The organism is Okeania sp. SIO2F5 (assembly GCF_010692685.1).
Lineage (GTDB): Bacteria > Cyanobacteriota > Cyanobacteriia > Cyanobacteriales > Microcoleaceae > Okeania > Okeania hirsuta.
On the sequence record NZ_JAAHGU010000188.1, the window covers coordinates 1 to 11,795 of the forward strand.

The window sequence follows — 11,795 nt, forward strand, 5'->3', positions numbered from 1 at the left end:
TATTCAAGATAAAATATTAATATTTGTTTGATTAATTTACATCCTAGTTTTTAGCATTAATTATCGACTTTATTGTCGTTTTTTTTTGCTGCTTCAATTGATTTTTATCTTAATCTCAAAAAAAGCAGAAAATAATTTAAATAATACCAAAAACTAAAAGATTATTTGAAAGTACAATTATCTTTATTGTCTGGCAGTTATTACCAAAATAAATCAAACTAAAACCGAAATATATTTTTATCGATCAAAAATCTTGGTAGTTCTGTATAGTAATGGTGAATGGTGGCTATAACCCTCACTATGCTGTTACTGAAAAAATCACAATGCACCACTAGCAAATCCCAAATATCATCTAATTCAAAAAATACTGATTACTTTCCTGATATAATATTACCTCAAAAAAACAGACAAATAATATCTTGGAAATATTTCTAATAACCTTGCTAAAATATTTGAATAACTATTCTTAATATAGCTATATTGTGATTGCAATCTATCCAGGCAGTTTTGACCCTATTACCCTCGGTCACATAGATATTATTGAACGAGGGTGTAAGCTTTTTGAAAAGGTTATTGTGGCCGTACTGCAAAATCCTAGTAAGACTCCTTTGTTTGCCATTGAGAAACGTTTAAATCAAATTCACTATTCCACACAACACCTATCTAATGTGGAGGTAGCCAGTTTCGATGGTTTAGCGGTAAACTATGCAAAAATGCGACAGGCTAAAGTCCTGATTCGAGGTCTACGAGTTCTTTCTGATTTTGAAAAAGAACTTCAAATGGCCCATACAAATAAAACCTTATTATCTGAAATAGAGACAGTTTTTTTGGCCACCTCTAATGAATATAGCTTTTTAAGTAGTAGTGTAGTTAAAGAAATTGCCATTTTTGGTGGATCGGTAGATCATCTCGTTCCTCAGCACATTGCTATTGATATTTATAAATGTTACGACAAAATTCAGCCAATATTAAATCAGCAGTAAGTGGACAAAATATCAAGGCAACTCACCAGTAACTCCCCTGGAACCTATATCCAGCAAGAATTAAATCGGCTCAAGGAAATTATTCTCCATAGTCCTAAAATTTCCTTTGTAGGATTTGCCCTGGTGGATGAAGAACAACTACTCGATCAGCTAAATATAGTGCATCTGAATTTAGAAGGACACTGGATTGTCTCCCATAAAGATTAAATCCTGATTGAACTAAAAGTAAATGAACAAAATATCGAGAATAAACCTACCATTGCCTCCCTTGGATTCGATATCCAGCAGGAACTAAATCTATTGGAAGAGATTATTCTTGATCGTCCTAGAATTCCCTTTATGGGACGAACTTTAATAAATAAAGAACAGTTGATAATGTTAGGACAAAACTCAGCTAAAGCCAATATTGAACCAGAAGTAAGTGGACAAAATATCGAGGGTGAACCCGCTAGTAGCTCCCCTGGAGTTGATATCCAGCGAGAGCTAAATCGACTGGAGGAGATTATTCTCGATAGTCCCAGAATTCCTTTTGTAGGCCGTACTCTGATCGATGAAGAACAGTTACTAGATCAGTTAGATATAGTACGTCTGAATTTACCAGTTGCTTTTCAGGAAGCAGAAATGATTGTTCGCCATAAAGATGACATTCTTCAAGAAGCTGAACTTTATGCGGAAGAAATTATTGAAAATGCTGAACAACAAGCTTCCCAAATTTTAAATGAAATGGGTCTTGTGCAGCAGGCTAAGGTAGAAGCAGATCAGCTCAGAAATCAGGTTCAGGTTGATTGTGAAGCGATTCAACAAGCTACTATTGCTGAAATTGAACAAATTCGCTATCAAGCTCAACAAGAGTTGGAGGAAATGAAAGCTAAAGCAATCGCAGAGTGTGATGAAATTCAAAATGGTGCAGATGACTATGCCGATCATGTTCTGGATAGTATTGAACAGCAGTTAACTGATATGCTCAAAGTCATTCGCAATGGTCGTCAACAATTAGAAGGAGAAGGACATAGAAATATACCAAAGCCACTAAATCCTACTAATGATCTATAGGGACAATGAATTAGTCATGGTTTTATCCAAGTTCTTAAATATGTTCTGAATGTGGGCATCAACAGAAAATGCCGTTACATTTGAGAACCCATAGAACCCATTTGACATCTTTTAGTGTTTTGAAGTACATTTGCTACCAAAGCTCGATCCACGAATCATGCTGTACTCCGGCAGCCTAACATGGGTGATTGAAAGGTCAAATTCTTGAATTACCGAAAAATTGGGTGTTAAAGCCTTGCCGTTTTAAGGCCACTTTATTTTATACTGGTAATAACTGGCAAAGGTATTCAACTGCTCTAAAAACCTAGCTACTAATCGTAGCACACGATTCGCCTTAAAAACTGCGGTCAAACCCCGCGTCGCCGTTAGGCGCAAGGGAATGCTGACCAACAGAAGATTTATGGGGTTTTGCACAGGAATGTTTGTGCATGGAAAAGCTTTAAGCACCAAGTACAAGAGAACCAAAATTTTTAAGGTTTTAACTGTACCGTAGGGCATAGGTCCACAGGCTCTTGATAGCGTTCGGCCAGCATTCCGATAGGAAAGCTTCTCTGTTTGCGTTTGCGTAGCATCCCGTAGGGAAGCATTCCGTAGGAAAAGAGGCAATAGAGCAAACGCTTGGGGAGAAAACCATCTCTGGCTTAGGTATCGCAAGGTATCAATTTAAGTGGATTCGGTGTTGGCTTAGTCTTGCGGAACGCAAACCAATAATCCTGGTTTCAGGAGAATCTCGGTGTCTTTAGGCTGGAGAGTATGTCAAAAGATGTAAAATCCTCGTCAAAAACTTTGAGAGGAATCTAACTAATGCGACTGCCAAGATTAATCTTTGCTTTATTAGGTTGATGATTTAAGAGCCTTGCAGCCTTTTCTTAGATGTCAAATGGGTTCTATAGCAAGGAACAAGTTGGTTTTGACTTATGCTGATGATGAACCTAATAAGGGGAAATATTTTTCCCAAAGATGAGCTGTTCCCTGCTATATTTCCTATTCTATATCGGTCTAAATTGGATCTATATGTAATTAAACAGATTTGATATTAAGCAAAAGCAGAATATCCTAAATTTGGAGGAATATCTTGCCAACGTCCTTGACCTACGGCTTGATTTGCTTCCGTAAGACTAATATCACCAGTGTACAAAGCACGACCAACAATTGCACCTTCTACCCCCATGGGTTCTAATGCTAACAGACTTAAAAAATCAGTAATTGAACTAATACCGCCAGAAGCGATGGTAGGAATATCGATTGCAGTAGCTAATTCCCTTAAGGACTCTATGTTAGGCCCTTTGAGAGTGCCATCTCGGTGAATATCAGTGTAGACGATCGCTGCAACTTTTAGTTTAGCCATTTGCCGAGCGAGGTCAGTTGCTAATACCTCAGATGTTTCTAACCATCCTTTAGTAGCGACTTTACCATCTCTGGCATCAATACCTACAATAATTTGACCAGGAAATTCTTGACAGAGGTTAGATATTAACTGAGGTCGTTCGACCGCTACAGTACCGACAATAGCTTGTTTTACACCAAGAGCAAGCACACTTGCAACTGCAGAATAGTTACGTAAACCTCCCCCTAATTGTATTGGTACATCTACTGCTTTGATAATCGCTTCTATTGTCTTTTGATTTACGGGTTGACCTACTTTTGCACCGTCTAAGTCTACCAAATGTAGCTTTGTTGCTCCTTCATCTACCCACCTTTTTGCTACATAAACTGGGTTATCATTAAAAATTTGCGTTCGCTGATAATCTCCTTGATATAATCGTACACAACGTCCATCTAATATATCGATTGCGGGTATAATATTCATAGACAATATTTTTTGTATTCAAAACTACTATTTTTTCAACAGTTGCACCCACTGTTAATATGATACATAATTGAACTAGACAATCCTGACCATAGAGGAGTTTTGACTCCTGCTAATTTCATACCTTCTGCAGTCCAATCATTACAAGCTCTTAAAATTGAATAACTACCTTTTGCTGCATAAAAACCGCCTCCATAATTACTATCTACGAGCAGGTTGATTTTATTACCTTGGGTATCTAACTGGAAGGAATTATTGATAAATTCCATCAGCCTACGGTAATTAGTTTGAGTAATTATAGCACACTTAATTTCATATTGTTGAGGAATATTTCGATAGGCTAATACCCTTATAGCAGAGGGTGTTGGCAGGAACATGGCCTTAAAAATTGTCATAATTGGCAATGATGTCCCAGTATAAGTTTCGAGAAAATAAGCTCGATCGCCAAGGCCAAAAGCTAGATAATTTATGGAAACTGATGGATTAGCTATTAATTTTAAGTTGAAATGTTGCTGCAAATTCCAATTTTTAGTTCTGACTGGAACTAGAATATCTGTATGGATACCAGTATTATAAATATAGATAGATATGCCTTTGTTTAATAAAGTCATATCGCAATAATTATCATACCAATTTCTCGGAGTAAAATAACCAATAATTAAGCAAATTTTTATAGATAAAATAGTACTTAATACCAATCTAACAATTCTATTTTTTAACATAAAAACTGGTGATTTATTCATTGAGGATCGTCAATATATATGTCTATGTTGACGATATTATATTCAGAATAGATGCCAAATTCTTAAAAATAAATTCTAGACGTAAAAATAAACCAATTAAATTACTATAGAAAAATTTAACTTTTTTTTGTATTTTAAACTTTACCAGAGTTTTCTGAATATAAAAGCACGCCACCTAGAACTAAATTGATGGCTTCTTGAGTTTGTTTTTCAATCATTTCCTGACTCAAAAGTTGTCGATCTGGCTTGAGATAACTGAGATTTTCCTGAGCATCAAAATAAAAAACACAAATCCCTAGAATATTAATAGTTGTCAAAAATGGATCGACCTGCCGGAAACTTCCTTCTGCTATTCCCCGCTCCAAAATATCCATTAAAAATACAAAGCTATCTTGCCAAGCAGTTAATTTTCCGTATTTACCCTGATTTTGAATTGCTTCATGGAACCACAGTCTCCCTCTATAGGGATGAGATGCTTTGTAGGTGATCGCTGAATGTATTACCATTTTCAAAGCTACTTCTGCTGGCAACTGCTCCAGGTGCGACTGCTGAATCATTTGATTAAGTTCTCTGACCAAGCGTTGAAAAACCTCCTGATACAAAGCATCCTTACTTTTGAAATAATAGTAAATCATGGCTTTTGTTACTCCTGTACGAGCTGCGATCGCATCTATCTTTGCCCCAGCTAAACCATATTTCGCAAATTCCTCCTCTGCTGCATCTAAAATTTCTGCTTTTGTTGCTTCTCGATCGCGCAACCTTTCTTTCTTCTTAGGCGATGGTTTTTTTTTGCCTTGATGGTTCACAACTGTTATAAATAGACTCCCAAAAAATTTACTGCCTTGATATGAAAAGGCCAAGCTTTACACTAATTACTATGGCCATATTTTGGCCTTAATCCTTAGCTAATTAATATTAGCATTTGCTTCGTTAACTCTTGACAAACAACATTTAAAAGCTTTCTTTCTTTACTAACTAAATATTTAGTTAGTAAAGAAAGAAGAGGAGCGACAGATGGCACATATAGATATACCATCAGGCTTTCCCGGCATTGCGGGTTTAATGAAATATTGACCGGATACAGGTAAACTGTTGTTGGAATTGAGTGAAACCTTGTTGAGAGGAGACTCACCCCTATCAGTTGAGGAGCGGGAACTAATAGGTGCTTATGTATCCCGCCGAAATGAATGTAACTTTTGCACGGGTGTTCATGGTACAGTTAGATATACCATCAGGCTTTCCCGGCATTGCGGGTTTAATGAAATATCGACCGGATACAGGTAAACTGTTGTTGGAATTGAGTGAAACCTTGTTGAGAGGAGACTCACCCCTATCAGTTGAGGAGCGGGAACTAATAGATGCTTATGTATCCCGCCGAAATGAATGTAACTTTTGCACGGTTGTTCATGGTACGGTTGCAAAACAACTACTCAAACACAATAGTAATTTCGTTGATGCAGTTTATGACAACGTTGAGAATACAGATATTACCGACAAACTTAAAGCGCTACTGAAAATAGCAGCAAAAGTACAGCTTGGTGGTAAACAAGCTTCTGAAGATGATATTCAACAGGCAAAAAACGTAGGTGCAACAGATAGAGAAATTCACGACACAGTAATTAATTGCAGCAGCTTTTTGTATGTTTAATCGCTATGTAGATGGTTTAGCAACTACATTTTTTGCTGATGTCCACAGTGACAAAATAACAGTATATGATCCTTCCTTTCTTTTGAGTTGTGAGTTCTAAATCATCAAATAACGTACTTGTCCAGATTGATAATATGAGAACAAAAAGTTAGTTTACTAACTGAGTATAGTTAACATTTTTCACATTCTGCTTAATATTAAATTTTCTGTCTAGTCCAGTAAGTTCTAGATAATATTTAACTGTATCGTTCAAATTTATTAGATATAAGTTACAATTATTTTTCTTAGCAATACGATGTAATGTGACCAAAGTCACTAATCCATAATTATTAATGGAATGGATAGTGGCAAGGTCTACTAAACAGCAATGTTCTGAGCTATTAGATAGAATTTGTTTCAACTTCTGTTGTAGCAGAGAACTCTTTTTTTTATTAAAGTCACCTAAAAGACGAATTAAGAGTGCCATGACTTTTCCTACCTTGCTAATTTTAAATACAAGGTAATTATCTAATATTGTGATGTAGGTAGTAAGTGATTCCCATAAGTATAACTTAGTGATAACATGAAGCTTAGTTAGTGATACTTCTGTTGACTAACTAATGATATAGATCACAATTGATATTAAGCCGGAACAAGAAAATTCCAATGGCTAATATAATCACTAAAATAGGTGCTATAGTAAGGAAAAGGCAACAGTGGGAAAAACATTTCTCTGTCTAAGGTTCATGATCGGTCTATATCCTAACTAACTCTTTGGCCTGCTATAGATAGCTCACAAGAGCAAATCAGACAGTGGTTTTAGCATTAACATTTCAGAAAATGGCAAAAAATTAAATTTTTAAGTAAACAAATGAAAATAAATAGGGAACAGTAGGAGAGTTTCTGACATGATAAAAATCATCAGACATAACAAAAAGAATGCGATCGCATTCTTTTCCTAATCTCTAGCTATTCTATGAAAAAGGTCTAATTAGCAGCTCGAGCTGCTTTTTGGTTTGCTACATCTAGATAATTTTGATACTCGAGAACTTTTATTTGTGCTGTTTGGTAGTTTGGATTAGACTCTGGCACTTCTTTCATCAGATCGACAGCTTTTTGCCAGTCATTAGCTACTGCATTCCATTCAGATTTTGTTTGAGCAGTCTGGGCTTTTTGAGCAGCACTTTGGGCACTTGTGACAGCAAAATACCAAGGGTTTGAAACAGTGGTTCCAGAATCATTTGTTGTTGGAGATGCTGAAGCTTCAGCATTTTCAGGAGATATTTCTGGTTGAGATGAGTCGCCAGGGTCATTAGCTTCAGTGTTTTCTGATTTTGACTCACTTAGGAAGGGGAAGGGAAATATTCCACTAAAGTGGAATGCAGCAAGGGCGCCTAATGATACTAACAAAATTAGTAGCAATATTCTCAGAATGAGAGGAGTTTTCTTTTTTTGAGCTTGAGGTTGCTGTGATATTTCCTCTTGATTTTCTTCATACTCAGTTTCTTCATACTCAGTTTCTTCATACTCAGTTTCTTCGTCGTATTCTCCCTCCTGGTAATAATCTTCGTCTGTTTCAGTTTCGTAGTCAGCTTCAACTTCTTTTTGATCTAAGTGATCTATAGGTTGCTGAATATCTTCTAAGTCCGATCTTTCTTCTTCAAAGTCAGGTAGATCCGATGTTGGTGGGGTATCTAAAATAATTTTATCTTCCCAGACTGGTTGTTGATCGCCAGTCTGAATACCATACACTTTGACTGTGTGGATTGATTCAACTCCCAATTTAACGATTCCAGTTCTAATAAATTCAACAAGAGGAGCTTGTTGATTAGCAACTTGATCGGACTCGAGTGTAACTTCAAGACAATCATTGTCCCTAGTTACTTGGACGTTAATACCTTTTTTTTGTAGTGAGTGGTTAATAATTGAGGAGATAATTTTTGGATCTCCTTGTTTAGCAAGTTCCCGCAGATTATTTGATGCCATAAATAGCGCTCCTTTGGGCTGGAGGGCGAATAGTTGATTTACTTGAAATTATTTAATTATTATAGTGAATTACTAAAACCAAAACTTTTTGGCTCTGAACTTCTTGATTTACCGAAAACCTGGGTATAAAGCCTCCCCCTTTTAGGGGGACTTTGTGCTATGCTTAAGAAAGCGGAAGGTATTCAACCGCTCTAAAAACTTAACTACTAATTGTAGCGCACTAGCACCTTGAAAATTGCTGTCAGACCCCGCGTCGCCCTCAGGTGCAAGGGAATGCTGACCAAGAGAAGAGTTATGGGGTTTTCCATAGGAACGCTTATGCATGGAAAAGCTCTAAGCAACAAGTACAAGAGAACCAAAGTTTTTTTTGAGGTTTGAACTGTACCGTAGGGCATACGGGAACAGACTCTTGGAATAGAGTAAGCGCTTGGGAAGAGAACCATCTCTGGATTAGATTCCCCAAGGTATTTGATTTAAGTAGACTCGTTGTTGGCGTAGCCTTGCGGAACGCAAACCAAGAATTCTGGTTTCAGGAGAATCTCCGCACCTTTAGAGGTTGTTTGTAAAGAATTATGAAGTGTTTTTACCCCTGGCAAATTGGGTATTTCAGCCTATAAATCTGGGATAAATAACCGAGTTGTTAAAGTTTAAAGGTCAATCATTGTATATTACAAAACTTTACAAACAGTCTCTTAGATCGGAGAGTATATCAAAGAGTACTGCCTCCACTAAGTTAACTTAATTTTGGGTCTGACGTTCTCTCTAAAGATTTATACCTTAGTTTATAAATTCATCGACTTTACTCTATTAACTGCAATCTTATTACCACTAATTTTTAGCTCGTCCAGATTTTCCTCCACAACAAATTAAATTAATTTCTATAGGCTGACCAATCGCCGATGATTTCAGAATCAGAAAACCTACTACTTGGATTGTATATTAGCAGAAATTATCAATTGTTAACAATATCTAATAATTAAAAATTGCTTCTTATCTGTCTATACCTGTACTTATATTTGTCTAAATCATATTATGATGCTTAATAGAAGCTCTAATTTTTTTACTTAGTGTCAATAAATTAGAAAAATTATGAATAGTTTAGCTGATTATGGGATGCAAATCCTATTAATTTTATAAATTTTTAAGAATAGTGATTTGAGGGGGCATTAAAGATTAAAAATTATGCTAGCGTTAATTGTTAAATATTTTCTAGGTTTTTTCCTGTTGGTAATTTAATAGCTTTAATATGTCCTGAATAAATATCTCCAACAATGATGATGGCGAGGGAAAACCTGAAAATAAACTATATGAATTTACTCAGACTAATGGGGGTGTTTGAATTATCTTTTTCTTTTGGGTTTAATACCCCGCACCTCATGAGCGGTGTTTACAATTGGTTGGGATTTGAGTCCCCATCCACCTTTTCCTTCTTCAAGGCCATAATAATTCCGATGTCCTAAATTTTGACTCCCAGCCGATAATAGTTCTACGATTTTTTACTGAAGATATTTTTCTGAGAAAACACCTGACAAAGTTCTATTACTTTAGTTTGTAGTGTAGATATTTGCTCTTTTCCTTGCTTGAGACTTACTTCTAGCTCTAGTAATAAAGGTAAGGTTTTCTGTAATTGATTTAAGGACAAAGAATTGACCTCTTGTCGTAAAAAATATATCCTTTTAGGGTTGCCTATTTCCGCAGCTTGAGCGATCGCTTTTTCATCTCGCTCCCCTGTCTCTATCATTAGTTTTACCCAAAACCATATTCTAAATTGGCCTACTAGAGTAGCCACTATTCGTAATGGATGTTCATTGTGGGCAATTAAATCTGCGACTAACTCCAAAGCTTTAACCGTATCACCTAAACGAATTGCTGTAGCTAACTTTAAACTACTTTGAGTCTGAGAACCGACTAGAGTAGTAATTACTTCTAAGTCCACTACAGAATCTCCAGATACATATAGCTGTAATTTAGTCAACTCACTATGAAGTTGTCGGCGATCGTTACCTAAAGCTTCTGCTAAAAAAGTAACCCCACTAGAATTAAGCTTGACTCCTACTTCCTGAGCCATTTCTTTGACTTGCTGCTCCAATAACTCTGTTTTCCAAGGAGGAATAGGAGAGAAATCTCTAACCTCAGCCCATTTTTGGATCAATTTTGTGGACTTAAGTCTTTTATCAGGTTTATTGGGCGTAGTCAACAATAGCAGAGTAGTTTCAGGAATCAGAGGTAGAGTACTTTCCAAATTTTCCAATAGATTTTGTGAACAATGCTGAGTTATATTAGTATCGACTAGCCAGACAAAACGACTACCAGAACCAAAAGGAGGAGTCATGGCCTGATTCAATCCAGTTTGAACAGCATCTATTGCTGGCAAAATTTTGTCATAGTTAAAGCTAGCCCAGTTAGGATCGAGGACAGATTCACGCAAAGCATTAGCTGCTAGCATCATTGAATATTCATCCTCGCCAAAGTATAGGTAAATTGGCATAAGAAGCTATTTTTTGATAAGGGGCGATTAAGATTGGACGATACATATCAGGACTACATTAACCGAGTAGCACAGACAACCTTGCTATCAAGTTACAAATCTCAGTTGGAATATATCCAACAGTCTCCGAAGTTCACCAAACTGGATGGCCAAATTGAGGCGAATAATTTTCCTGGCTATTCTGTGATTACTCCACCGGGGGAAGAAGACTCGCAAAACGGCAACTTTTATCAGTATTTGCAACAATCTCAACAACTATTGGTAGAACTATTGGGAACTAATTTAATGATTCCCGTGCCTGGCAATAGTTTTCATTTAACCTTAGCTGATTTAATTTGGGAAAGTGCCTTTCTAAATGCTAGTCAAAGTAATCCTCAATTTGAAGAAAAACTACGCTCTTGTATTGCTGAAAGTTTTCAAGAGTTATCTATTGCCAAAAATGGCCATCAAGCCCGCTGGCAAGTTTTAGGAATTGTAGTAATGACTAGAGCTATTGGTGTTTGTCTCGTCCCAAAAGATGAAAGTTCTTATGATCGGATTCTACAACTACGTCGGTCAATTTATCAAAATCCTAATTTCATTGCTTTAGGTATTGAACAGCAATATCACTTTACTGCTCATATTACCTTGGGATATTTTGGGGAAATTCCATCAGATTTAGATACTGCTGCTGTGGGAGATGGGATTTTAGAGTTAAATAATCAATGGTTGGAAAGCAATTCAGAAATGTTATTGCATCGGGGAGAACTCCGAAAGTTTGATAATATGGTACGGTATTATCGACAACCAGATTGGCCTGTTGTAGATTTGTCATGAAATCAGGCCAGAATTGAATAAGGCAGAAGGGAAAATTCTATCTAAAATAGAGCTTTGAGGACTCCCGGTATAATCTCCGATTTACCGGGAGATGAATCGCGACCAAAATAAAAATAGATACTGACCAAGACTAGCAAGAGTCTAATCTAACACCACACTCAAATAGAATTATGATACAATTGGGACATGATAACACTAACCTACGAATTTAAGTTAATCCCCTCTCAAGAACAGATTGCCAGCATATCTTCTATGATGGCGGTCTGTAGAAAGGTGTGGAATTATGCCT

The 11,795-nt window shown here is 36.5% G+C and carries 12 protein-coding genes; 6 read left to right on the top strand and 6 right to left on the bottom strand.

The window, feature by feature from the left end:
- Positions 1–482: 482 nt before the first annotated feature.
- From coaD to F6K27_RS30335, 3 genes are all read left to right on the top strand, one after another.
- Positions 483–983: a pantetheine-phosphate adenylyltransferase gene (gene coaD, locus F6K27_RS30325; RefSeq protein ID WP_287244388.1), complete on the top strand. Its 501-nt coding sequence runs from the start codon at positions 483–485 to the stop codon at positions 981–983.
- Positions 984–1,190 (top strand): hypothetical protein, encoded by a 207-nt coding sequence (locus F6K27_RS30330; protein WP_124142666.1) that lies wholly within the window; start codon positions 984–986, stop codon positions 1,188–1,190.
- Positions 1,191–1,358: 168 nt separating this feature from the next.
- Complete coding sequence (locus F6K27_RS30335; RefSeq protein ID WP_124142680.1) at positions 1,359–2,036, top strand: DivIVA domain-containing protein; 678 nt, start codon at positions 1,359–1,361, stop codon at positions 2,034–2,036.
- A gap of 1,036 nt (positions 2,037–3,072) precedes the next feature.
- On the opposite strand, the gene hisA is transcribed toward F6K27_RS30335, so the two are convergent.
- The 3 genes from hisA to F6K27_RS30350 form a co-directional block, all read right to left on the bottom strand.
- A complete protein-coding gene (hisA, locus tag F6K27_RS30340; RefSeq protein WP_287278199.1) occupies positions 3,073–3,846 on the bottom strand; it encodes a 1-(5-phosphoribosyl)-5-[(5-phosphoribosylamino)methylideneamino]imidazole-4-carboxamide isomerase in 774 nt (257 codons plus the stop codon).
- 35 nt (positions 3,847–3,881) lie between these two features.
- Positions 3,882–4,568, bottom strand: a complete 687-nt coding sequence (locus F6K27_RS30345; protein ID WP_287284460.1) for a DUF2459 domain-containing protein — start codon at positions 4,566–4,568, stop codon at positions 3,882–3,884.
- A 155-nt stretch (positions 4,569–4,723) separates the two neighbouring features.
- Positions 4,724–5,395 carry a TetR/AcrR family transcriptional regulator gene (locus F6K27_RS30350; protein WP_287278202.1) on the bottom strand — a complete coding sequence of 224 codons (672 nt, stop codon included), beginning with the start codon at positions 5,393–5,395 and terminating at the stop codon, positions 4,724–4,726.
- 377 nt (positions 5,396–5,772) lie between these two features.
- Here F6K27_RS30350 and F6K27_RS30355 point away from each other — a divergent pair, with 377 nt between their 5' ends.
- Positions 5,773–6,237 carry a carboxymuconolactone decarboxylase family protein gene (locus F6K27_RS30355; protein WP_287278204.1) on the top strand — a complete coding sequence of 155 codons (465 nt, stop codon included), beginning with the start codon at positions 5,773–5,775 and terminating at the stop codon, positions 6,235–6,237.
- A 148-nt stretch (positions 6,238–6,385) separates the two neighbouring features.
- On the opposite strand, the gene F6K27_RS30360 is transcribed toward F6K27_RS30355, so the two are convergent.
- From F6K27_RS30360 to holA, 3 genes are all read right to left on the bottom strand, one after another.
- Positions 6,386–6,703: an STAS domain-containing protein gene (locus tag F6K27_RS30360; protein ID WP_124142662.1), complete on the bottom strand. Its 318-nt coding sequence runs from the start codon at positions 6,701–6,703 to the stop codon at positions 6,386–6,388.
- 500 nt (positions 6,704–7,203) lie between these two features.
- Positions 7,204–8,202 carry a hypothetical protein gene (locus F6K27_RS30365; RefSeq protein WP_287279895.1) on the bottom strand — a complete coding sequence of 333 codons (999 nt, stop codon included), beginning with the start codon at positions 8,200–8,202 and terminating at the stop codon, positions 7,204–7,206.
- Between the two features lie 1,486 nt (positions 8,203–9,688).
- Complete coding sequence (gene holA, locus F6K27_RS30370) at positions 9,689–10,690, bottom strand: DNA polymerase III subunit delta (RefSeq protein WP_287279893.1); 1,002 nt, start codon at positions 10,688–10,690, stop codon at positions 9,689–9,691.
- A gap of 33 nt (positions 10,691–10,723) precedes the next feature.
- Between holA and F6K27_RS30375 the strand changes: the two genes are divergently transcribed.
- Together F6K27_RS30375 and F6K27_RS30380 are read left to right on the top strand one after the other, a co-directional pair.
- Positions 10,724–11,506, top strand: coding sequence for a DUF1868 domain-containing protein (locus tag F6K27_RS30375; protein WP_287279891.1), 783 nt, complete (start codon positions 10,724–10,726; stop codon positions 11,504–11,506).
- A 186-nt stretch (positions 11,507–11,692) separates the two neighbouring features.
- A partial coding sequence (locus F6K27_RS30380; protein WP_287279842.1) for a helix-turn-helix domain-containing protein occupies positions 11,693–11,795 on the top strand: 103 nt, incomplete at its 3' end.

Excerpts from the sequence above, each read along its gene's own strand:
- hisA (WP_287278199.1), bottom strand. The coding sequence starts at position 3,846 with ATGAATATTATACCCGCAATCGATATATTAGATGGACGTTGTGTACGA.
- holA (WP_287279893.1), bottom strand. The coding sequence starts at position 10,690 with ATGCCAATTTACCTATACTTTGGCGAGGATGAATATTCAATGATGCTA.
- F6K27_RS30365 (WP_287279895.1), bottom strand. The coding sequence starts at position 8,202 with ATGGCATCAAATAATCTGCGGGAACTTGCTAAACAAGGAGATCCAAAA.
- F6K27_RS30360 (WP_124142662.1), bottom strand. The coding sequence starts at position 6,703 with ATGGCACTCTTAATTCGTCTTTTAGGTGACTTTAATAAAAAAAAGAGT.
- F6K27_RS30355 (WP_287278204.1), top strand. The coding sequence starts at position 5,773 with ATGAATGTAACTTTTGCACGGGTGTTCATGGTACAGTTAGATATACCA.
- F6K27_RS30335 (WP_124142680.1), top strand. The coding sequence starts at position 1,359 with ATGTTAGGACAAAACTCAGCTAAAGCCAATATTGAACCAGAAGTAAGT.
- F6K27_RS30345 (WP_287284460.1), bottom strand. The coding sequence starts at position 4,568 with ATGTTAAAAAATAGAATTGTTAGATTGGTATTAAGTACTATTTTATCT.